This window comes from Streptomyces sp. NPDC002513, assembly GCF_053595355.1.
Window position 1 is genome coordinate 58,949 of sequence record NZ_JBSFXK010000024.1, and the last position, 21,791, is coordinate 80,739.

The following is a 21,791-nucleotide window of genomic DNA, read 5'->3' on the forward strand; positions in this document are numbered from 1 at the left end:
TCAGGCTAGGCCGGGTGCGGGGAACGGGGAGGAGGCGTGGGGGCGGGGAGGAGGCGAGGGGCCGAGGGCGGAGCCGGCGCGTGCGCCCGGCGTGCGGCGTCCGTGCCCCGCGCGACCGGCCGCTCCGCACCACCCGCGGGCTCCTGTGGCTCCCGGGGTTCCTGCGGGTGCGTCCGGTGCGCCGTAGCCGTTCGGGATCATGGAGTATCCACCTTGCGGAGTACACGTGTCCGCCGCGGATCGGTCCTCCGGTTGACCCCTGCACACACAGCGCTTCCCTACGCTGGGTTACGTGCAGCGCCTCTATGACTTTCTCCGCAGGCACCCGATGTGGGTCGACGGCTTCTGGGCCGTCGTCCTGTTCGGGCTCTCCTGCGTGAACGTGACGAAGCTCAACGGGGCGCGGAGCTACCACGGATCGGTTTCCGCCGGGCTCGCGATCTCCGCCGTCCTGTGCGTGGTCGTCGCGCTGCGCCGTCGCATGCCCGAGAAGATGCTCGTGGTGGCCCTCGCGATGGGGCCGGCGCAGCTGGTCCTGGACCAGCAGCCGATGATCGCCGACTTCGCCATGCTGGTGATCATCTACACGGTCGCCGCGGACGGCGCCCGCTGGGCCTCCCGGACCGGCCTCGTCGCCGGACTGTGCGCCGGTCCCCTGGCCGTGATCCGCTGGCCGGACTTCCACTCGGGCCCGCTGGGCAACATCGCGGTCGCGGTCTTCCAGACCGTCCCCTTCGCCCTCGCCTGGGTGCTCGGGGACTCCCTGCGCACCCGCCGCGCCTACCTCGCCCAGTTGGAGGAGCGCGCCGCCCGGCTGGAGAAGGAGCGCGAGGCGCAGGCCAAGGTCGCGGTGGCCGCCGAGCGCGCCCGGATCGCGCGTGAGCTGCACGACGTGGTCGCGCACAACGTCTCGGTGATGGTGGTGCAGGCGGACGGCGCCGCGTACGTCCTCGACGCCGCCCCCGACCAGGCGAAGAAGGCCCTGGAGACGATCTCCGGAACCGGCCGCCAGGCCCTCGCCGAGATGCGCCGCCTGCTCGGCGTGCTGCGCACCGGCGAGCACAAGGAGGCCGGCGAGTATGTGCCGCAGCCCGACGTCGAGCAGATCGACGAACTGGTCGAGCAGTGCCGCAGCGCGGGCCTGCCCGTCGACTTCAAGGTGGAGGGCACCCCGCGCCCGCTCCCCAGCGGCGTGGAGCTGACGGCGTACCGCATCGTCCAGGAGGCGCTCACCAACACCCGCAAGCACGGGGGCCCCAATACGGGTGCGAGCGTGCGCCTGGTGTACTTCGACGACGGCCTCGGACTGCTCGTGGAGGACGACGGCAAGGGGGCCCCGCACGAGCTGTACGAGGACGGCGGGTTCGACGGCCAGGGCCACGGACTGATCGGCATGCGCGAGCGCGTCGGCATGGTGGGCGGCACCCTGGACGCCGGCCCCCGCCCCGGAGGAGGCTTCCGCATCAGCGCCCTGCTACCACTGAAACCGGCCCACTGACCCGTGCCCCGCGACCCGACCACCCCCGACGCGACACCCGCCCCGCGACACCGCCCAGCCCACGGACCGACGTCCGACCGGAGGACCCCCGCCATGCCGATCCGCGTGATGCTCGTCGACGACCAGGTGCTGCTGCGCACCGGGTTCCGGATGGTGCTCGCCGCCCAGCCGGACATGGAGGTCGTCGCGGAGGCGGGCGACGGGGTCGAGGCCCTCCAGGTGCTGCGCTCCACCGAGGTCGACGTGGTCCTCATGGACGTCCGTATGCCGAAGCTGGACGGCGTGGAGACCACGCGCCGCATCTGCGCGGAACCGGACGCCCCGAAGGTGCTCATCCTGACCACCTTCGACCTCGACGAGTACGCGTTCTCCGGGCTGAAGGCGGGTGCCTCCGGCTTCATGCTGAAGGACGTGCCGCCCGGCGAACTGCTCGCCGCCATCCGCTCCGTGCACAGCGGCGACGCCGTGGTCGCGCCCTCCACCACCCGTCGCCTCCTCGACCGGTTCGCGCCCATGCTGCCGGGCGCCGCCGAGCCCCGGCACAAGGAGCTGGAGCGGCTCACCGACCGCGAGCGCGAGGTCATGGTGCTGGTCGCGCAGGGGCTGTCCAACGGCGAGATCGCGGCCCGGCTCGTGCTGTCCGAGGCGACCGTCAAGACCCACGTCGGCCGCATCCTGACCAAGCTGGGTCTGCGGGACCGGGTCCAGGTGGTCGTCCTCGCCTACGAGACCGGTCTGGTACGGGCCCGCGGCCACGGTTGAGTCACGCTCGGCCTCCAGGCGGCCCGCGCCCACTAGGGTCTGCCCATGCTCCTGTGGATCAACGGCCCCTTCGGAGGCGGCAAGACACAGACCGCGCACGAGATCGCGCGGCGTCTGCCGGGCAGCGTCATCTGCGATCCGGAACACGCCGGCTTCGGACTGCGCCGCATGCTGCCACCCGACCTGCGCGGGGACTTCCAGGACCTGGCGTCCTGGCGGCAGGGCGTGGTCGAGGTCCTCGATCTGGCGCTGACCCGGCACGACGGCGTGGTGATCGTCCCCATGACGGTCACCGACCCGGACTACTTCGCGCAGACGGTGGGCCGGCTGCGTGAGCAGGGCCATGATGTCAGGCACTTCGCTCTCCTCGCCGAGCGCGAGACCGTGCTGGAACGGCTGCGGGAGCGCGGCTTCGGGCATCTCCTGAAGTACGTGGCCGGCAAGGACGCCCCGCTGCGCAGGGAGAGCTGGGCCGTCCAGAAGCTCGACGACTGCCTGGAGCGGCTGCGCGAGCCGGCGTTCGCCGAGCACCTGTGGACGGACCACTCCACGGTGCCCAAGACGGCGGACCGGATCGCCGTGCTCGCCGGGCTGACGCTCCGGCCCAACTCCGAGGGCGCCCTGCGGACCCGGCTGCGGCAGACGAGGATCGGGCTGAAGCACATGCGCTTCGACTGAGGACCGGGCTGACGCCGATGCGCTGCGACTGACGGCTGCCCGCAGCCCCCGCGGCCCCCGCGAGCGGCGGTCACCGGAGGATGCCCTCCAGGAAGTCGCTCCCCAGCCGGGCCACCGCGGTCACGTCCAGTTGGTGCAGGACGTACCGGCCGCGGCGCCGGGTCGTGAGCAGGCCCGCCTTCTTCAGGGCGCTCAGATGCCGGGATATCTCGGGCGCCGTCATGCCGTGGGCCTGGGCCAGCTCGCCCGTGGTGAACGCGCTGCGGGCGACGCTGCGGCAGATGCGCATACGCACCGGATGGGACAGGGCGGCCATCCGCAGGGTGAGCTGTTCCAGCGACGGGGGCGCCGCCATCTCCGGGGAGCCGACGGGGTAGTGCAGCACGGGCTGCCAGCCGTACCGGTGCAGCACCCTCAGGTGCGGCCAGCCCAGGCTGGTCGGGATGAGCAGCAGACCGCCGTCCCCCGTGGCCGTACGGCCTTCGCCGAGCTTGTCCACGGCGATCCGGGTCGCGGACTCGTCGAGCGTCACCGCCGGCGACACCGACGCCAGTGTCTCGGCCAGGCCCTTGTGCCGCAGGAGGTGCGTCTTGTGGCGGGCGTCCGCCGCGAGCTGATGGCGCAGCCGGGACCAGGTGTCCGCGAAGAACGCCGCGTCGCAGTCCTCCAGGAACTGCCGCAGCCAGGCCCGGGTGCGCGGCGGGTCGGCCAGCAGCCGCTCGCTGAACAGCAGGCTCTGCGGTCCGCGCGCGGCGGCCAGCTCCAGGGCGCGCCGACGGGACTCCGCGTCGGTGAGCGCGGCGGGGCCCGGCTCGCTGTACGACAGCGCGCAGGTGAACTCCAGCGCCGCGTCCACGAACTGCTCGTCGCTCAGCTTGTCCAGCAGGTCCAGTTCCTCGGCGAGGGTGGCGCGGGGGAGCGTGTTCCCGCCCCGCAGGCCCGCGTACGGCAGGAAGAGGTCCGAGAACGTCGTACGCCACAGGAAGTCGGCCTCGCACATCCGGTCGGCGAGATGCGGGTCCAGGTCGCAGGTCACGCCGGTCGTCCAACCCCGCAGCCTGGGGTGGTGGCCGGGCTCGGACAGCGCGTGCAGGGCCATCCCGAGCTCGGCCAGCGGGGAGGCCACGACGGCGATCTGCTCCTGCCGCAGCCCGGTGACGTCGATACGCACGCTCATGACCTCATGGTGCACCGCGCCACCGACAACGCGGCCGTCGGTTGACGGCTGTCGTCAATCGACGCGACGGGTGCGCCTCGCCGGACGCAGCCTGGGACGGCCGGGGCAGCCGCGGACCTCACGGATCCCTGTTCCCGCGTCTCCCTGTTCCCACGTCTCTGTGTTCCCACGTCCCGAAGGGGCCATGTCCCATGAGCGTCACCCAGCAGTACCTCCTCGACACCTACCGCGCCCGGCGGCTGGGCGAGCCCGCCCCGCCCGCCCCCGGCGCCCACGACTGGCCGCTGGTGCGCGAACTGGGCGACTACCTGGCGTTCCGCGCCGCCCTGGCAAAACGCCCGGCCCGCGGCCGGCTGCGGTGGGCACTGTCCCGCCTGGTCCGCGGCCCGCGCCCCAGCCGCTGACCGCCCTTCGCCCGCGGTGCCCTAACCGCGCGGAAGCGGGCCGCCCGGGTCCCCGGCGTCCGGCAGGCGCGCCACGAACTCCGTCACCGCCGCCTTCACGTCGTCCGCCGTCCACGCCAGCCCGTCGGCCCGTACGGAGACCTCGGTGAAGGCCAGGTCCGGGCCGCCGCGCTCCCAGGGGTTGGCGAACAGCAGGGTCCCCGTCTCCTCGCCCTGCCGGAACGCGGTCTCCGTGAGGACGTCGGCGTCGTACGGCAGCCAGAGCCGGAAGTCGTGGGTGTGCGGCTCGGCGGGGTGCACGCGTGTCCAGGGCAGCCCGGCCGCCGCGAACCCCTCGCGCAGCGCCGCGGCGACCACGCGCGCGTGGCGCACGTACTCCGGCAGCCGGGGCAGCTGCCGCTCCAGGCCGACGAGGGCCGAGAGCGCCGTCGGGAACTGCTGGAAGGCCATGCCGCCGTAGCGGTGGCGCCAGGCCTTGGCCTCCTCGACGAGCGTTCCGGGGCCGGCGAGCGCCGCGCCGCCGTACCCCTCGAGCGACTTGTAGAACGACACGTAGACACTGTCCGCGAGGCCCGCGATCTCCGTCAGCGAGCGGCCGAAGTGGACCGTGGTCTCCCACAGGCGCGCGCCGTCGAAGTGCACCACCGCGTCGCGCTCGCGCGCGGCCTCCACGACCTCCTCCAGCTCCTCGAAGGAGGGCAGGACGAAACCGGCGTCCCTGAGGGGCAGTTCGAGCAACAGCGCCCCGAAGGGCTCCGGGAAGTCACGCACCTCGTCGGCGGTCGGCAGCCGGGGCTCGCGCGTGATGTGCACCGGGCGCAACCCGCTGACCTCGCTGAACGCCTTCCGCTCATGCACTTCCGGATGGGCGAGGGGGTGCAGGGCGACCGTGGGGCTGCCGGTGCGGCCCGCCCAGCAGCGCAGGGCCACCTGCTGGGCCATCGTGCCGGTGGGGAAGAAGGCCGCGGCCTCGGTGCCGAGCAGTCCGGCGACCTTCTCCTCCAGGGCCTCGACGACCCCCGATCCGTACATGTCCGCGGACTCGTCGAGGTCGTACAGGTCCTGCACGCCGTCCAGCAGCGCCAGCCGCTCCCGGAGCGTGCCCAGGTACCCCGGACGCGCCAGAACGCGTTCCGCACGCCGCAGGACGCCGATCCGACGCTCGCGCCGCAGCCGCGGTGGCTCGTCGGGCGCGGGCGTCGGCGGCTCCGGTGCCTCCTCGCCGTGCGCCCGTGCCGGTTGCCGTTCCCGCGCCCCTTCGCCGCGCGCCCGCGTCGGTCGCCGCTCGTCCGCCTCCTCGCCGTGTGTCCGGGCGGGTCGCCGTTCCTGCGGTCCGGCCGCCGTCCGGCCGTCCCCTTCCGTCGTCCGCGCCATGCCGCCCTCGTCCCCCTCGGCCCTCGCCACCGTGTTCACGCCCTGGATGATGCCGTGCTCCCGCGCCGCCCGGTACCCGGTTTTCCCTGCCCTGCGGGCCCCCGAGACCTGCGGAACCCCGGGGCCTGTGGACGCCCGGCCACCCGGCGAACCGATCGCGTTAACATGACGAGAAATCGTCCGGTACCCAGAGCGGACTGGAACGGGAAGGCCACCGTCGAGTGAGTACATTCCAGCAACCAGACCCCAAGGACCGCCCCGCGCGGCTCACCGTGGGCGTGGTCGGAGCGGGCCGGGTCGGTCCGGCGCTCGCCGCGTCCCTGCACCTCGCCGGACACCGCCCGGTCGCGGTCTCCGGGGTGTCCGAGGCGTCCCGGCGGCGGGCGGCGCTGATGCTTCCTGACGTGCCGGTCGTCCCGCCCGCCGAGGTCCTGGACCGTGCCGACCTGGTCCTGCTGACCGTGCCCGACGACACCCTGCCGGGCTTGGTGCAGGGCCTCGTCGAGACCGGGGCGGTACGGCCGGGACAGCTGCTGGTGCACACCTCCGGGCGGTACGGCGCCCGCGTCCTCGACCCCGCCCTGCGCGCGGGAGCGCTGCCGCTCGCCCTGCACCCCGCGATGACCTTCACCGGCACCCCGGTGGACGTCCAGCGCCTGGCCGGCTGCTCCTTCGGGGTCACCGCGCCCGAGGAGCTGCGGCTGGCCGCCGAGGCGCTCGTGATCGAGATGGGCGGCGAGCCCGAGTGGATCGCCGAGGAGATGCGTCCGCTGTACCACGCGGCCCTCGCCCTCGGCGCGAACCACCTGGTCACCCTGGTCGCCGAGTCCATGGAGCTGCTGCGCACGGCGGGCGTCGGGGCTCCCGACCGCATGCTCGGCCCGCTGCTCGGCGCCGCCCTGGACAACGCCCTGCGCTCCGGCGACGCGGCCCTGACCGGCCCCGTCGCGCGCGGCGACGCGGGCACGGTCGCCGCGCACATCGCCGAGCTGCGCGAGCACGCTCCCCAGACCGTGCCCGGCTATCTGGCGATGGCCCGTGCGACCGCCGACCGGGCCCTCGCCCACGGACTGCTCAGGCCGGAGCTCGCCGAGAACCTCCTCGGGGTACTCGCCGACGGCACCCACCCACCGGAGCCGCGGAACCCCCGAAAGCCCCAAACCCCTGAGAACACTGCGAACCCTGAGAACCCTGCGAACCCTGAGAACCCTGAGAACGGGGAAGACCGATGAGCCGCCGCCCCTTCGAACTCGTTCCCACGGTGGACGACCTGCGGTATCTCCGGGACCACCACGCGGTGCCGGGGCGCACCGCCGTCGTGATGACCATGGGTGCCCTGCACGAGGGCCACGCCACCTTGGTCCGGGCGGCCCGCAAGCACGTCGGCGGCAAGGGCTTCGTGATCGTCACGGTCTTCGTCAACCCGCTGCAGTTCGGCGAGGGCGAGGACCTCGAGCGCTATCCGCGCACCCTGGACTCCGACCTCAAGGTCGCGGAACAGGCCGGGGCGGACGTCGTGTTCGCCCCCTCCGCGGACGAGGTCTACCCGGGCGGCGAGCCCCAGGTGCGGATGTCCGCGGGCCCGATGGGCGAGCGCCTCGAAGGGGCCTTTCGTCCCGGGCACTTCGACGGCATGCTCACGGTCGTCGCCAAGCTGTTGCACCTCACCCGCCCCGACGTGGCCCTGTTCGGGCAGAAGGACGCCCAGCAGCTCGCCCTGATCCGCCGGATGGTGCGCGACCTGAACTTCGGCGTGGAGATCGTCGGCGTGCCCACCGTGCGCGAGTCCGACGGGCTCGCCCTCTCCAGCCGCAACCGCTACCTCTCGCCCGCCGAGCGGCACACCGCGCTCGCCCTGTCCCGGGCCCTGTTCGCGGGACGCGACCGGCACGCCGCTCAGGAGGCGCTCCGCGCGCGTGCCCGTGAGGTGCCGGCCACGCGCGCGCGGGCCGAGGCCCTCAGCGCGATAGGCGAGTCGCGGGCCGCCGCCGACGCGCACGCCGTGTCGAAGGCCGCGCCCGGCGGTCCCGCGGCCGTCCGCGCCACCGCCCGGCTCGTGCTCGACGAGGCCGCCCACCTGGACCCGCCGCTGGTTCTGGACTACCTGGCCCTGGTCGATCCGTCGGACTTCACCGAGGTCCCCGACGACTACACCGGCGAGGCGGTCCTCGCCGTCGCCGCCCGGGTCGGGGCGACCCGGCTGATCGACAACATCCCCCTCTCCTTCGGAGCGCCCGAACCCGTCGACCCCCAGGGAGCCGCCTTGTGACCAGCACAGGCATACGACTGCACGCGCCCGCACCCGGCTGGTCGATCTCCGCGGACGTCGTCGTCGTCGGCTCCGGCGTCGCCGGTCTCACGGCGGCCCTGCGCTGCGAGGCCGCGGGCCTGCGGACGGTCGTCGTCACCAAGGCCCGTCTGGACGACGGTTCCACCCGCTGGGCGCAGGGCGGTATCGCGGCGGCCCTCGGCGAGGGCGACACCCCGGCGCAGCACCTTCAGGACACGTTGGTGGCGGGGGCGGGCCTGTGTGACGAGGAGGCGGTACGCATCCTGGTCACCGAGGGGCCCGACGCGGTACGCCGGCTCATCTCCACCGGAGCGCACTTCGACACCGACGACGAGGGCGGGATCGAACTCACCCGCGAGGGCGGCCACCACCGCCGCCGGATCGCGCACGCGGGCGGCGACGCGACCGGCGCCGAGATCTCCCGGGCGCTCGTCGACGCCGTACGCGCGCGTGGCCTGCGCACGATCGAGAACGCGCTGGTCCTGGATCTGCTGAACGACGCCGAGGGCCGTACCGCGGGCGTCAGCCTGCACGTCATGGGCGAGGGCCAGCACGACGGTGTGGGCGCCGTGCACGCGCCCGCCGTGGTCCTCGCCACCGGCGGCATGGGCCAGGTCTTCTCCGCGACCACCAACCCGTCGGTGTCCACCGGCGACGGCGTGGCGCTCGCCCTGCGGGCCGGCGCCGAGGTCAGTGATCTGGAGTTCGTGCAGTTCCACCCGACGGTGCTGTTCCTCGGTCCGGACGCGGAGGGCCAGCAGCCGCTGGTGTCCGAGGCGGTGCGCGGCGAGGGCGCCCACCTGGTGGACGCGGACGGGGTGCGCTTCATGGCCGGGCAGCACGAGCTGGCCGAACTGGCGCCCCGGGACATCGTCGCCAAGGGGATCATGCGCCGGATGCAGGAGCAGGACGCCGCGCACATGTTCCTCGACGCCCGCCACTTCGGCGCCGAGATGTGGGAGCACCGCTTCCCGACGATCCTGGCCGCCTGCCGCGCCCACGGCATCGACCCGGTCACCGAGCCCGTCCCGGTCGCCCCGGCGGCGCACTACGCCTCCGGCGGCGTGCGCACCGACTCCCACGGCCGGACGACCGTGCCGGGCCTGTACGCGTGCGGCGAGGTCGCCTGCACGGGTGTGCACGGAGCCAACCGGCTCGCCTCGAACTCGCTGCTGGAGGGTCTGGTCTACGCCGAGCGCATCGCCGCCGACATCGCACGGGGGCGGACGGAGGACGGCCTGCACGCGCGCGTGCCCGAACCCGTCCCGTGTCCCGAGCGGCCCGCGCGCCCGCTGCTCGCCCCGGAGGACCGGTTCACGATCCAGCGCATCATGACGGAGGGCGCCGGGGTGCTCAGGTCCGCCACCTCCCTGAAGAAGGCCGCGGACCGGCTCCAGCGGCTGCACGGCGACGCGTGCGACGCCCTCGACGAGAACGGCAAGACCTCCGAGCCCGGCGTGGACACCTGGGAGACCACCAACCTCCTGTGCGTGGCCCGGGTCCTGGTCGCCGCGGCCCTCCTGCGCGAGGAGACGCGCGGCTGCCACTGGCGCGAGGACCACGCCGGCCGCGACGACACCGCCTGGCGCCGCCACATCGTCGTACGGCTGAATCCGGACCGGACGCTGGCCCTACGCGCCACCGACACCGCAGACTTCCCCCCGACCCTCCCCGAGTCTCCCGGCGCCGCCCGCGCCGGAAGGACCGTCCCGCAGCACCGTCCTCAGGAGCAGTGACAGAAGTGAGCACCCCCGACCTTCCCCTCGCCCCGACCGGTGGCTGCGGCGACGGCTGCGCCTGCGGCGCGGGCGCCGACGAGGGGTACGAAGAGTACGCAGAGTGCGGGCTCGACCCGGCACTCGCCGAGCTCCTGGCCGACGCCGGGCTCGACCCGGTGGAGGTCGAGGACATCGCCAATGTGGCCATCCAGGAGGACCTGGACCACGGCGTGGACGTGACGACGGTGGCGACGATCCCCGAGGAGGCGGTCGCGACCGGCGACTTCACCGCGCGCGAGGCCGGGGTGGTGGCGGGGCTGCGGGTCGCCGAGGCGGTCATCTCGGTGGTCAGCACGGACGAGTTCGAGGTCGAGCGCCATGTGGACGACGGCGACCGGGTGGAGGCCGGCCAGAAGCTCCTGACCGTCACCACCCGCACCCGTGACCTGCTCACCGCCGAGCGCAGCGCGCTGAACATCCTGTGCCGTCTGTCGGGCATCGCGACCGCCACCCGCGCGTGGGCGGACGCCCTGGACGGCACCAAGGCGCGCGTACGGGACACCCGCAAGACGACGCCGGGCCTGCGCGCCCTGGAGAAGTTCGCGGTCCGCTGCGGCGGCGGCATGAACCACCGGATGTCCCTGTCGGACGCGGCGCTGGTGAAGGACAACCACGTTGTGGCGGCCGGCGGTGTCGCCCAGGCGTTCGAGGCGGTCCGCGAGATGTTCCCGGACGTCCCGATCGAGGTCGAGGTCGACACCCTGCACCAACTGCGCGAGGTGGTGGACGCGGGCGCGGACCTGATCCTCCTGGACAACTTCACGCCGGGTGAGTGCGAGGAGGCGGTCGCGATCGTCGGCGGCCGCGCCCTGCTGGAGGCCTCGGGCCGGCTGACCCTGCAGAACGCGAAGGCGTACGCGGACACGGGCGTCGACTTCCTGGCGGTCGGAGCGCTGACGCACTCCTCCCCGATCCTGGACATCGGCCTGGACCTGCGAGCGGCGGAGTAGGTAGAGCCATGCTGCTGACCATCGACGTAGGCAACACGCACACCGTCCTCGGCCTGTTCGACGGCGAGGACATCGTCGAGCACTGGCGGATCTCCACGGACGCGCGCCGTACGGCGGACGAACTGGCGGTGCTGCTCCAGGGCCTGATGGGCATGCACCCGCTGCTCGGCGAGGAGCTGGGCGACGGCATCGACGGCATCTCGATCTGCGCGACCGTGCCGTCGGTGCTGCACGAACTGCGCGAGGTCACGCGGCGCTACTACGGCGACGTGCCCGCGGTGCTCGTGGAGCCGGGGGTGAAGACGGGCGTGCCGATCCTCACCGACAACCCCAAGGAGGTCGGCGCGGACCGCATCATCAACGCGGTCGCCGCGGTCGAGCTGTACGGGGGCCCCGCGATCGTCGTGGACTTCGGCACGGCGACGACGTTCGACGCGGTGAGCGCCCGCGGGGAGTACGTGGGCGGCGTCATCGCGCCGGGTATCGAGATCTCGGTGGAGGCGCTGGGCGTCAAGGGCGCGCAGCTGCGGAAGATCGAGGTGGCGCGGCCGCGGAGCGTGATCGGCAAGAACACGGTCGAGGCGATGCAATCGGGCATCGTCTACGGCTTCGCGGGCCAGGTCGACGGGGTCGTGCACCGGATGGCCCGCGAGCTGTCGGCCGACCCGGACGACGTCACGGTCATCGCGACGGGCGGCCTCGCCCCGATGGTCCTCGGCGAGTCCGCGGTGATCGACGAGCATGAGCCGTGGCTGACCCTGGTCGGCCTGCGGCTGGTGTACGACCGGAACGTGTCCCGCATGTGAGGCCCGGCGAAGCACCCGCGCGCCGCCCCCACCTGAGGGAACCCGGAGGCGACACGGACTCCTGAGCGGCCCGTTTTGTCCGATTAGCGGTAGCGTCACCGCATGCCCACGCCATACGGATCCCGCGGCGGCCTGGCCTTCGGTGCGGAGGAGCTGCGCGTGCTCCGCCGGGCCCTCGCCCTCGCCCTCCCTTCCCGCACCGCGTCCGCCGAGGACGTCCAGGACTGCCTCCGCCTCGCCGAGTCCGTCGACGAGGCGGTGCGGGAGGGCGCCCGTCTGCGGGCCTTCCTGCTGGCCGACCTCGTCCGCTACCGCGCCGCCCTCCCCGGCGCCGCAGGCGGCTACCTCGCCCTCCTGGAGGACGCCCTGCGGGCCGGCTACCGTCCGGTTCCGGACGATCTCGCCGCCCTGCGCACCCTGTGCGGCACCCCGGCCGCCGCCCTCCTCGACCGCTGCCGCGCCCTCGCCGAACGCGACCCGCGTGCCCGCCCCGCCGCTTCCCGCGGTGTCACGGTCCCCGCCTCCCGGGCCCGGCTCACGGCCCTCCCGGGCGGCCGCGCCGACGCCGAGGACCCGGCCGAGAAGCCCGCCCGCAAACCCGGCGACAAACCGGCGGACCGGCCGGACCGGCCCGAGAAGCCGGGGCCGCGCCCCGAGCCGCAGTCCCCGCGCCCGCAGCGCCCCATCCCCACCCCCGGGGAGGTCTTCCCGCCCAAGCGCAAGCCCGGGCCCCCGCACGCGCGGCAGCGGCTCGCCGTGGGCTGACTCCGGCGCCGTACCTCTCGCACCCCCTCGTACCCCTCGCACCCGTCCCTGTCCGGTAGGGCCCACCCGCGGGATCCATCGGACAGGGCCTGGCTACTCTGGACACATGGACTACGTCTCCGCGCTCGTGCCCCCGGTCGTCATGGCCGTGTTCTTCATCGGGCTCATCAGGGTGATCGTGAAGACTCAGGGCGGCGCCAACAAGGCCAAGGAGGACGCGGCCGTGGACGCGGTGCTCGCGCACGCGGAAAGCGCCCCCCGGGCCTCCCGGGACACCGAGGGCTGACCGGACCGGCTCGCCCCCCACCGGCCGGGTCCGCACCGGCCGGGTCCGCGGCGCACCGTCCGGCGCATGACTCCGCCCGCTTTCCGAGTCGTACGCCCTTTTTGTCGGAATTCGCGATGTAAGCGCCTGTTCGACGGGCCATGGGTGGCATCTCCCACTATTGTGCTGAACGTGCCTCGCCCCTTGGGAGAACTCGAAGACGCGGTCATGACGCGGGTGTGGAAGTGGAACCGCCCGGTGACCGTTCGAGAAGTCCTGGAAGACCTTCAACAGGAACGGTCCATCGCGTACACCACGGTGATGACCGTGCTGGACAATCTTCATCAGAAGGGCTGGGTCCGCCGCGAGGCGGAAGGCCGGGCCTATCGATATGAGGCCGTCTCCACCCGTGCCGCCTACGCGGCCGCGCTGATGAACGACGCCTGGTCGCAGAGCGACAACCCGGCCGCCGCACTCGTCGCCTTCTTCGGGATGATGAGCGACGAACAGCGGCAGGCACTGAGAGATGCCATGCGCATCGTGCAGGGCCCGGCAAGTGTCCCGGAGCCCGAAGACACCGAAACGGCGCCCGCCGCGCAAGCCGCAGGCACCGAAACGGCGCCCGGCGAGGATGCCGCAGGTAACGAAACGGCGCCCGCCGCGGAAGCCGAATCCCCCGAATCCGCGCAGCCCTCCGATCGACCGGCCGGGAGCGCCGGCGACAAGCCCGGCGGAACCGCGGGGGAGAACCCCGCCGAGATGCGGGACCGGAAGAACCCCGCCTCGGACGGGAGCGGTACCGGGCGATAGCGTCCGCTCATGCCAGCAGAGAGCCCCACCGCAAAAGCCCTCACCGTCCGGCGGGCCCGCACGGCCGATGTCCCGGCGGTGCGCCGTCTCCTCGACGCCTACGTCCGGCGCGGCATCCTGCTCGACAAAGCGACGGTCACGCTTTACGAGGACATCCAGGAGTTCTGGGTGGCGGAACGCGACGACAACGGCGAGGTCGTCGGCTGCGGAGCCCTGCACGTCATGTGGGAAGACCTCGCGGAAGTGCGCACTCTCGCGGTGAAGCCCGAGGCCACGGGCCTCGGCGTCGGGCACCAGTTGCTGGAGAAGTTGCTCCAGACCGCCCGCTGGCTCGGCGTTCGCCGCGTTTTCTGTCTGACCTTCGAAGTGGAGTTCTTCGGGAAGCACGGCTTCGTCGAGATCGGCGAGACGCCGGTCGGCACCGATGTCTACGCGGAGCTGTTGCGTTCCTATGACGAGGGCGTGGCGGAGTTCCTCGGTCTCGAACGAGTGAAACCGAACACCTTGGGCAACAGCCGGATGCTTCTGCATCTGTGATCGTCAAGGGATCGCCGCGGACTATTCGGCCCCGCTTCAGCCGACCCCCGTTGCCCAGGTTCCCTATGTCCGAAACGCGTATGTTTCCGGGCCGCCCACCACACGTTGACCTCTCCCGAGGGTTTGTGTTTTTCCGGCAAAAGCGGTTTGCTTTCCGACGTACTGCAGTACTGCATATAACAGGGGACGCGAAACAAGCGGCGCAGGCCGCACTCCCTCGGCCCTGAAGTTATCGATGAAAGGAAATCCGGTGGCACAGAAGGTTCAGGTCCTTCTTGTCGACGACCTCGACGGTGGCGAGGCGGACGAGACCGTCACGTTCGCGCTGGACGGCAAGACGTACGAAATCGATCTCACGACCTCCAACGCGGACAAGCTCCGTGGCCTTCTCGACCCTTACGTGAAGGGTGGTCGTCGTACCGGCGGCCGTGCGGCGGGCGGACGCGGAAGGGCCCGCGTGGCCGCTTCCGGCGGTAGCCAGGACACCGCGCAGATTCGCGCCTGGGCGAAGGAGAACGGTCTCGAGGTCAACGACCGCGGCCGTGTTCCGGCGACCATCCGCGAGGCCTACGAGAAGGCCAACGCCTGAGCGCACGCGCGGCGCAGCCGGACCCGGTGGCACTGCGTTGCCATCGTGTCGACCAGCCGCACCAGATCGGGGGCGCCCCCAACGCCCCCCATGGCCGACAGGGTCGGCAGCAGCAGTTCGACTTCGCTTCCCGGCTCGGGGGGCCGCAGCCAGACGGCGGCCCCCCGTGAGCGGATCCGGTCGTCCGGGGGAAGCGGCCGCATCGTGCCGACCGAGTCCGGGCGGGCGACGGCCCGGGCCGGGGAGCCGGTGTCCGGGAAGCCGGCGGCGGGGGCCCGTCCCGGTGGCGACGGCGCCTCGATGTGCCCGCCCGCCCCGATGGCGGTGAGATCCACGGCCAGGGAGCCCCACTCCAGCCAGTCGAGCAGCCCCGGCAGCTCATCCGCGCTGCCCGCGGCCGCCAGCAGCCGCATCCGGTCCCCGTGGACCGCCACGGGGGACGTGGGACCCAGATGCCGCAGCGCGGCCCACCCGGCCGCCGCGGGAACCTCCAGGACGTCGAATCGCACGCCCGTGACCAGCCGCAACGGCTCCCCTGGAACGGTGGCCCAGCCCAGCCCGTCCTCGTACCAGCGGCGCACCGAGCCATCCGGGTCGCGCGGTCGGCGGGGGAGGGGCACCGTGGAAACCAGGGGCACTGTGTGGACCATGCCCGTAGCAACAGCCCGAATGGACCCCGAGTTACGCTGGGTGGTGAAGTGACTGCACAGAGTGACGAGAGCGAGGGTGTGCGGGGGTGTTCGGCGGCGCAAGGATGTTCGCCCGTAGCGGAGGGAACCGGTGCGCGCGGCATGGAGTGTCCGTGCGTACGGGTAAGACATCCCTAGTGGGAGGGGGCGACACGCAGAACGGGTCCGCCCCACGTTCGCCATAGGCGTACTGGCGCGTGGGGTATATGCCTGGCCTGCGGGAACATCGTCTCGCACCATCGGGTTGGAGCAGATGTCGGCGTTCGGGGTCAGGAGGCCAAGGACGGTGTCGGCAGTTGGAATGAGCGGTCCCCGCTTGCGGGACTAAGCTGCGGAAGGACAGGGAGGGGAGCGTCCCCTTACTGCCTGACCGCTCTGAGGAGCGATTAACGATGTTCGAGAGGTTCACCGACCGCGCGCGGCGGGTTGTCGTCCTGGCTCAGGAAGAAGCCCGGATGCTCAACCACAACTACATCGGCACCGAGCACATCCTCCTGGGCCTGATCCACGAGGGTGAGGGTGTCGCCGCTAAGGCCCTGGAGAGCCTCGGGATTTCGCTCGAGGCGGTCCGCCAGCAGGTGGAGGAGATCATCGGCCAGGGCCAGCAGGCCCCCTCCGGCCACATCCCCTTCACCCCCCGTGCCAAGAAGGTCCTGGAGCTGTCGCTCCGCGAGGCCCTTCAGCTGGGCCACAACTACATCGGCACGGAGCACATCCTGCTCGGCCTGATCCGTGAGGGCGAGGGCGTCGCCGCCCAGGTCCTGGTCAAGCTGGGCGCAGACCTCAACCGTGTCCGTCAGCAGGTCATCCAGCTGCTGTCGGGCTACCAGGGCAAGGAGACCGCCACCGCCGGCGGCCCGGCCGAGGGCACGCCCTCGACCTCCCTCGTCCTGGACCAGTTCGGCCGGAACCTCACCCAGGCCGCTCGTGAGTCCAAGCTCGACCCGGTCATCGGGCGCGAGAAGGAGATCGAGCGGGTCATGCAGGTGCTGTCCCGCCGGACCAAGAACAACCCGGTCCTCATCGGCGAGCCCGGCGTCGGCAAGACGGCGGTCGTCGAGGGCCTGGCGCAGGCCATCGTCAAGGGCGAGGTGCCCGAGACCCTCAAGGACAAGCACCTCTACACCCTCGACCTGGGCGCGCTGGTCGCCGGTTCCCGCTACCGCGGTGACTTCGAGGAGCGCCTGAAGAAGGTGCTCAAGGAGATCCGCACCCGCGGCGACATCATCCTGTTCATCGACGAGCTGCACACGCTGGTCGGTGCGGGTGCCGCCGAGGGCGCCATCGACGCGGCTTCCATCCTGAAGCCGATGCTGGCCCGCGGTGAGCTGCAGACCATCGGCGCGACCACGCTCGACGAGTACCGCAAGCACCTGGAGAAGGACGCGGCCCTGGAGCGCCGCTTCCAGCCCATCCAGGTCGCGGAGCCGTCCCTGCCGCACACCATCGAGATCCTCAAGGGTCTGCGTGACCGTTACGAGGCGCACCACCGCGTCTCCATCACGGACGAGGCCCTGGTCCAGGCCGCCACCCTGGCCGACCGCTACATCTCGGACCGCTTCCTGCCGGACAAGGCGATCGACCTGATCGACGAGGCGGGTTCCCGGATGCGCATCCGCCGGATGACCGCTCCGCCGGACCTGCGCGAGTTCGACGAGAAGATCGCGGCCGTCCGCCGGGACAAGGAGTCCGCGATCGACTCCCAGGACTTCGAGAAGGCGGCTTCCCTCCGTGACAAGGAGAAGCAGCTGCTCGCCGCGAAGGCCAAGCGGGAGAAGGAGTGGAAGGCCGGCGACATGGACGTCGTCGCCGAGGTCGACGGCGAGCTGATCGCCGAGGTCCTGGCCACCGCCACGGGCATCCCGGTGTTCAAGCTCACCGAGGAGGAGTCCAGCCGGCTGCTCCGCATGGAGGACGAGCTCCACAAGCGGGTCATCGGCCAGGTGGACGCCGTCAAGGCGCTCTCGAAGGCGATCCGCCGTACGCGTGCGGGTCTGAAGGACCCCAAGCGTCCGGGTGGTTCGTTCATCTTCGCGGGCCCGTCCGGTGTCGGTAAGACCGAGCTGTCCAAGGCGCTCGCCGAGTTCCTGTTCGGCGACGAGGACGCGCTGATCTCCCTCGACATGTCGGAGTTCAGCGAGAAGCACACGGTGTCGCGTCTCTTCGGTTCGCCCCCCGGATACGTGGGCTACGAGGAGGGCGGCCAGCTCACGGAGAAGGTGCGCCGCAAGCCGTTCTCGGTCGTCCTCTTCGACGAGGTCGAGAAGGCCCACCCGGACATCTTCAACTCGCTGCTGCAGATCCTGGAGGACGGTCGTCTGACCGACTCCCAGGGCCGGGTCGTGGACTTCAAGAACACGGTCATCATCATGACGACCAACCTCGGCACCCGGGACATCTCCAAGGGCTTCAACCTGGGCTTCGCCGCCGCCGGCGACACGAAGACCAACTACGAGCGCATGAAGAACAAGGTGTCGGACGAGCTGAAGCAGCACTTCCGGCCGGAGTTCCTCAACCGCGTCGACGACGTGGTCGTCTTCCCGCAGCTGACGCAGGACGACATCCTGGCGATCGTCGACCTGATGATCGGCAAGGTCGACGAGCGGCTCAAGGACCGGGACATGGGCATCGAGCTCGCCCAGTCCGCGAAGGAGCTGCTCGCGAAGAAGGGCTACGACCCCGTGCTGGGCGCCCGGCCGCTGCGCCGCACGATCCAGCGCGAGATCGAGGACACGCTGTCCGAGAAGATCCTCTTCGGAGAGCTGCGTCCGGGCCACATCGTGGTCGTCGACACGGAGGGCGAGGGCGAGAACCAGACCTTCACCTTCCGCGGTGAGGAGAAGTCGGCACTGCCGGACGTCCCGCCGATCGAGCAGGCGGCCGGTGGCGGTCCGAACCTGAGCAAGGAGGCGTAACCCCCCGCGGGTTTCACCAAGGGGCTGCCCCGGGACCTCGGTCCCGGGGCAGCCCCTTTTTGCTGCGGGCGAGGCAAAGCCCGGCTTCTCCAGGAACCGGAATTGGCTTTTCCGCCGCCGGGCCCGGGCCGCTTGGGCGGTGACATGGCACACAGGGGGCGTGGGCGGTACTACGCGACCTAGCAGAAGAGCGTTTTCGACAAAAAGGACATTTAGGCTCGGAGTTGCGAGGAGGGGGCTACGTATGAATGACGTCCTATGTGGCGCTTTCGCCCCGCCTTCTCGATGAACATCCCTTATGTCAAGAGATCAGAACTCCTGCCTGGTATGTACGAGGAATCGTCGTAGTGCACGGGTTTTGGGGGCGCCGGGGCGTGCTTGTACCAAGGAATGGCCAAGTCCCCGACGTCGCGAGGTTCCCATGCCCCTGTGTGCCTTCTCCCCGTCCCGTACGTCACGGCTCCGCGCCCGTTCGGCCGTACTGGCCGCCGGTGCGGGAATCTCGGCCGTGCTGGGGGCCGGGGTCGCGACCGCCGCCGATGGCGGCGCCGCGCCGAGCGCGCTCGCCTGGGTCAGCCCGGTGAAGCAGTACGGGCTCACCGCGGGCTTCAGCCAGGCCGGGGGGATGTGGCGGGCCGGTCACTCCGGCCAGGACTTCGCGGTGCCGAGCGGCACCCCGGTCGTCGCCGTGCACGGCGGCACCGTGGTCAAGGCCGGCGGCAACGGGGCCGGCGACGGGCCCGCGTACGGCAAGGCCGTCGTCCTCAGACATGCCGACGGCACGTACTCCCAGTACGCCCATCTCTCGCGGATCGATGTGCGGCCCGGCCGGCGAGTGGCGACCGGGCAGCGCATCGGGCTCGCCGGCAGCACCGGCAACTCCAGCGGGCCCCATCTGCACTTCGAGATCCGTACGACCCCGCACTACGGATCCGCCGTGAACCCCCTCGCCTTCCTGCGTGCCAGGGGCGTGGCGGTCTGAGGCAGGTGGACCGCCGGGACACCTGTACGGCGGTGAAGGACCGGGATGCCCGTACGGGCGGTGGGCGGCCGGAGTGCCCTACGGCGATGAACGGCCGGAGTCGCCCCTACGGCGCCCCGGGGCCGCGTCGCTACGACGCCTGAGGGTCCGCGTGCGCCTGGGTCACCAGGTCGACGGCGACCTCCAGGACCGCCTTGCGCTTGTCCTCCGGGTCGCCCTCGACCTCCTGGAGGACGAACATCCCGGCGTGCAACGTGAACAGCGCGCTGATGCAGCGGACCTGGTCGGTCAGGGAGGCGTCCGGGTCCCGGATGATGTCCCGCATCTGGAGCATCCGGTCCTTGAACTGGTTGCCGATGCTCAGCTCGCGGATCGTGGCCTGGTTCTCCTGCATGAAGCGGAACAGCGGGGCCGCGTCGACCAGCGCCTCGCTGTAGCGGCGCAGCACCTCCCGCTTGGTCCGGAGGCTGTGCGGCTGCGCCTTGCCCCACTCGATCAGCTCGTCCATCGGGCGGGACAGGTCCTCGAAGATGCTGACCAGGATCTCTTCCTTGGTCTTGAAGTGGTAGTAGAGGGCCGCCTTGGTGACCTCCAGGCGCTCGGCGATCTCCCGCAGCGAGGTCTTCTCGTAGCCCTGCTCGGCGAAGAGTTCGAGCGCCACGTCCTGGATCCGCTGGCGGGTGTCCCCCCGCCGCTGACGCTTGGTTCCGGCCATGGTCGTGCTGCCCATCCTCGTACTCCTCGGACTCCGGATACCTGCTTACCGCCCGACAGGCAGGCCCGCCAAACTTACTTGACGACCGGCTAGTTCCGGGGCTACCTTCCCTCAGTGTAGTCAACTAGCCGGGCGGCAAGTAAGTAGCCGGGTGGCCCGCAATATCTTTGGGGAGTGGGGAGCATGGCGGACAACACGGCACCGCCCGAGACCGAGAAGCAGCCACGGAGCGTGCGCGTCGTCCTGCTGGCGCTGATGGTCACGATGATGCTGGCGATGCTCGACAACATGATCGTGGGCACCGCGATGCCGACGATCGTGGGCGAGCTCGGCGGACTGGAACATCTGTCCTGGGTGGTGACCGGGTACACGCTCGCGACCGCCGCCTCCACCCCGCTGTGGGGCAAGATCGGCGACATGTACGGGCGCAAGGGCGCCTTCATGAGCTCGATCGTGCTCTTCCTGATCGGTTCGGCGCTCAGCGGCATGGCGCAGAACATGGGCCAGCTCATCGGCTTCCGCGCCGTGCAGGGCCTCGGCGCCGGCGGCCTCATGGTCGGCGTCATGGCCATCATCGGCGATCTGATCCCGCCGCGGGAGCGCGGCAAGTACCAGGGCATGATGGCCGGCGTCATGGCGCTCGCGATGATCGGCGGCCCGCTGGTCGGCGGCACGATCACCGACCACTGGGGCTGGCGCTGGGCCTTCTACATCAACCTGCCGCTCGGCATCGTCGCCCTGGCCGCCATCAGCGCCGTCCTGCATCTGCCCAGGAAGCGCGCCAAGGAGCGCATCGACTACCTCGGGGCCGCCCTGCTCACCGTCGGTATCACCTCGATCGTGCTGGTCACCACCTGGGGCGGGAGCGAGTACGCCTGGACCTCCGCGCGGATCATGGAGCTGATCGGCATCGGCGTCGCCGCGCTCGTCGGGTTCGTGTTCTGGCAGACCAAGGCCGCCGAGCCGGTCGTGCCCCTGCACATCTTCCGCAGCCGCAACTTCACGCTGATGTCGGTGATCGGGTTCATCACCGGGTTCGTGATGTTCGGTGCGACGCTGTTCCTGCCGCTGTACCAGCAGGCGGTGCAGGGCGCGTCCGCGACCAACTCCGGGCTGCTGCTCCTGCCGATGCTCGGCGCGATGCTCGTCGTGTCGATGATCGCGGGCCGAGTCACCACCAACAGCGGCCGCTACAAGGTCTTCCCGCTGGTCGGCAGTGTGCTGATGATCGTCGGCCTGTTTCTGCTGGCCCAGATGGGCACGGGCACGAGCCGCTTCACCTCGGGCGTGTACATGGCCGTGGTGGGCGCCGGGATGGGCTGCCTGATGCAGATCACCATGCTGGTGGCGCAGAACAGCGTGGAGATGAGGGACATGGGCGTCGCGTCCTCGTCCACCACCCTGTTCCGTACGCTCGGCTCCTCCTTCGGCGTCGCGATCATGGGCGCGCTGTTCAACAACCGGGTGAAGGACGTGATGGCCCAGCGGGCGGGCGCCCTCGGTTCGAAGCTCACCGAGCAGTCTCCCCAACTGGACGCGAAGAGCCTGGAGAAGCTGCCGGCGGCGGCCCGGGAGGCGTACCAGTACGCGGTGTCGGCGGGCACCCACTCAGCCTTCCTGCTGGGCGCGGTGGTGGCCGTGGTGGCGCTGGTGGCCGCGGTCTTCGTGAAGGAGGTCCCGCTGCGCGGCGCCGGACCGGACAAGCGGGCCGGGGACGCCGCGCAGGTGCAGCCGACGGTGGCAGAGGCCGTCTGACGCACGTCCCCGGCCTCGAACGCCCCTGGAGCCGGCCGCTCCGGGGGCGTTC

At 71.5% G+C, this 21,791-nt stretch carries 21 protein-coding genes; 17 read left to right on the forward strand and 4 right to left on the reverse strand.

What is annotated here, in order from left to right; genetic code table 11:
* Window positions 1-292: 292 nt before the first annotated feature.
* The 3 genes from ACWD5Q_RS17985 (at window position 293) to ACWD5Q_RS17995 (ending at window position 2,938) form a co-directional block, all read left to right on the forward strand.
* Window positions 293-1,498, forward strand: a complete 1,206-nt coding sequence (locus ACWD5Q_RS17985; RefSeq protein WP_451427973.1) for a sensor histidine kinase — start codon at window positions 293-295, stop codon at window positions 1,496-1,498.
* Between the two features lie 93 nt (window positions 1,499-1,591).
* Window positions 1,592-2,260, forward strand: a complete 669-nt coding sequence (locus ACWD5Q_RS17990; protein WP_451427974.1) for a response regulator — start codon at window positions 1,592-1,594, stop codon at window positions 2,258-2,260.
* A 45-nt stretch (window positions 2,261-2,305) separates the two neighbouring features.
* Window positions 2,306-2,938 carry an AAA family ATPase gene (locus tag ACWD5Q_RS17995; RefSeq protein ID WP_451427975.1) on the forward strand — a complete coding sequence of 211 codons (633 nt, stop codon included), beginning with the start codon at window positions 2,306-2,308 and terminating at the stop codon, window positions 2,936-2,938.
* A 70-nt stretch (window positions 2,939-3,008) separates the two neighbouring features.
* On the opposite strand, the gene ACWD5Q_RS18000 is transcribed toward ACWD5Q_RS17995, so the two are convergent.
* Window positions 3,009-4,115: a DUF5937 family protein gene (locus ACWD5Q_RS18000; protein ID WP_451427976.1), complete on the reverse strand. Its 1,107-nt coding sequence runs from the start codon at window positions 4,113-4,115 to the stop codon at window positions 3,009-3,011.
* A 191-nt stretch (window positions 4,116-4,306) separates the two neighbouring features.
* On the opposite strand from ACWD5Q_RS18000, the gene ACWD5Q_RS18005 reads away from it, so the two are divergent.
* Window positions 4,307-4,519, forward strand: coding sequence for a hypothetical protein (locus tag ACWD5Q_RS18005; protein WP_451427977.1), 213 nt, complete (start codon window positions 4,307-4,309; stop codon window positions 4,517-4,519).
* Between the two features lie 21 nt (window positions 4,520-4,540).
* Here the strand turns inward: ACWD5Q_RS18005 and ACWD5Q_RS18010 are convergent, their stop codons facing one another.
* Window positions 4,541-5,932 carry a threonine aldolase family protein gene (locus ACWD5Q_RS18010; protein WP_451427978.1) on the reverse strand — a complete coding sequence of 464 codons (1,392 nt, stop codon included), beginning with the start codon at window positions 5,930-5,932 and terminating at the stop codon, window positions 4,541-4,543.
* A gap of 182 nt (window positions 5,933-6,114) precedes the next feature.
* On the opposite strand from ACWD5Q_RS18010, the gene ACWD5Q_RS18015 reads away from it, so the two are divergent.
* The 10 genes from ACWD5Q_RS18015 (at window position 6,115) to ACWD5Q_RS18060 (ending at window position 14,683) form a co-directional block, all read left to right on the forward strand.
* Window positions 6,115-7,125, forward strand: coding sequence for a DUF2520 domain-containing protein (locus ACWD5Q_RS18015; RefSeq protein WP_451427979.1), 1,011 nt, complete (start codon window positions 6,115-6,117; stop codon window positions 7,123-7,125).
* The gene (gene panC / locus ACWD5Q_RS18020; RefSeq protein WP_451427980.1) at window positions 7,122-8,162 is read left to right on the forward strand and encodes a pantoate--beta-alanine ligase; all 1,041 of its coding nucleotides are present in this window, start codon (window positions 7,122-7,124) and stop codon (window positions 8,160-8,162) included. Before ACWD5Q_RS18015 ends, panC begins: the two co-directional genes overlap by 4 nt.
* Window positions 8,159-9,919: an L-aspartate oxidase gene (locus ACWD5Q_RS18025; RefSeq protein ID WP_451427981.1), complete on the forward strand. Its 1,761-nt coding sequence runs from the start codon at window positions 8,159-8,161 to the stop codon at window positions 9,917-9,919. The genes panC and ACWD5Q_RS18025 overlap by 4 nt, the downstream gene beginning before the upstream one ends.
* 5 nt (window positions 9,920-9,924) lie before the next feature.
* A complete protein-coding gene (gene nadC, locus ACWD5Q_RS18030) occupies window positions 9,925-10,911 on the forward strand; it encodes a carboxylating nicotinate-nucleotide diphosphorylase (protein ID WP_451427982.1) in 987 nt (328 codons plus the stop codon).
* 8 nt (window positions 10,912-10,919) lie between these two features.
* Window positions 10,920-11,717: a type III pantothenate kinase gene (locus ACWD5Q_RS18035; RefSeq protein ID WP_451427983.1), complete on the forward strand. Its 798-nt coding sequence runs from the start codon at window positions 10,920-10,922 to the stop codon at window positions 11,715-11,717.
* A 102-nt stretch (window positions 11,718-11,819) separates the two neighbouring features.
* Window positions 11,820-12,482, forward strand: a complete 663-nt coding sequence (locus ACWD5Q_RS18040; protein WP_451427984.1) for a hypothetical protein — start codon at window positions 11,820-11,822, stop codon at window positions 12,480-12,482.
* Window positions 12,483-12,588: 106 nt separating this feature from the next.
* On the forward strand, window positions 12,589-12,768 hold the full coding sequence (locus tag ACWD5Q_RS18045; RefSeq protein ID WP_451427985.1) for a hypothetical protein: 180 nt from the start codon (window positions 12,589-12,591) through the stop codon (window positions 12,766-12,768).
* Between the two features lie 207 nt (window positions 12,769-12,975).
* Entirely contained in the window at window positions 12,976-13,557 is a 582-nt protein-coding gene (locus ACWD5Q_RS18050; protein WP_451428011.1) for a BlaI/MecI/CopY family transcriptional regulator, read from the forward strand.
* Between the two features lie 9 nt (window positions 13,558-13,566).
* Complete coding sequence (locus ACWD5Q_RS18055; RefSeq protein WP_451427986.1) at window positions 13,567-14,094, forward strand: amino-acid N-acetyltransferase; 528 nt, start codon at window positions 13,567-13,569, stop codon at window positions 14,092-14,094.
* Between the two features lie 250 nt (window positions 14,095-14,344).
* Window positions 14,345-14,683 (forward strand): histone-like nucleoid-structuring protein Lsr2, encoded by a 339-nt coding sequence (locus ACWD5Q_RS18060; RefSeq protein ID WP_451427987.1) that lies wholly within the window; start codon window positions 14,345-14,347, stop codon window positions 14,681-14,683.
* Here ACWD5Q_RS18060 and ACWD5Q_RS18065 read toward each other — a convergent pair.
* A complete protein-coding gene (locus ACWD5Q_RS18065; protein ID WP_451427988.1) occupies window positions 14,662-15,333 on the reverse strand; it encodes an SCO3374 family protein in 672 nt (223 codons plus the stop codon). The two genes, ACWD5Q_RS18060 and ACWD5Q_RS18065, sit on opposite strands and share 22 nt — an antisense overlap.
* A 431-nt stretch (window positions 15,334-15,764) precedes the next feature.
* Between ACWD5Q_RS18065 and ACWD5Q_RS18070 the strand changes: the two genes are divergently transcribed.
* Together ACWD5Q_RS18070 and ACWD5Q_RS18075 are read left to right on the forward strand one after the other, a co-directional pair.
* Window positions 15,765-18,287 (forward strand): ATP-dependent Clp protease ATP-binding subunit, encoded by a 2,523-nt coding sequence (locus ACWD5Q_RS18070; protein ID WP_451427989.1) that lies wholly within the window; start codon window positions 15,765-15,767, stop codon window positions 18,285-18,287.
* A gap of 421 nt (window positions 18,288-18,708) precedes the next feature.
* Window positions 18,709-19,269, forward strand: coding sequence for a M23 family metallopeptidase (locus ACWD5Q_RS18075; RefSeq protein WP_451427990.1), 561 nt, complete (start codon window positions 18,709-18,711; stop codon window positions 19,267-19,269).
* A 130-nt stretch (window positions 19,270-19,399) separates the two neighbouring features.
* Here the strand turns inward: ACWD5Q_RS18075 and ACWD5Q_RS18080 are convergent, their stop codons facing one another.
* Window positions 19,400-19,984: a TetR/AcrR family transcriptional regulator gene (locus tag ACWD5Q_RS18080; protein ID WP_451428012.1), complete on the reverse strand. Its 585-nt coding sequence runs from the start codon at window positions 19,982-19,984 to the stop codon at window positions 19,400-19,402.
* 183 nt (window positions 19,985-20,167) lie between these two features.
* On the opposite strand from ACWD5Q_RS18080, the gene ACWD5Q_RS18085 reads away from it, so the two are divergent.
* Entirely contained in the window at window positions 20,168-21,739 is a 1,572-nt protein-coding gene (locus ACWD5Q_RS18085) for an MDR family MFS transporter (RefSeq protein ID WP_451427991.1), read from the forward strand.
* Window positions 21,740-21,791: the final 52 nt, after the last annotated feature.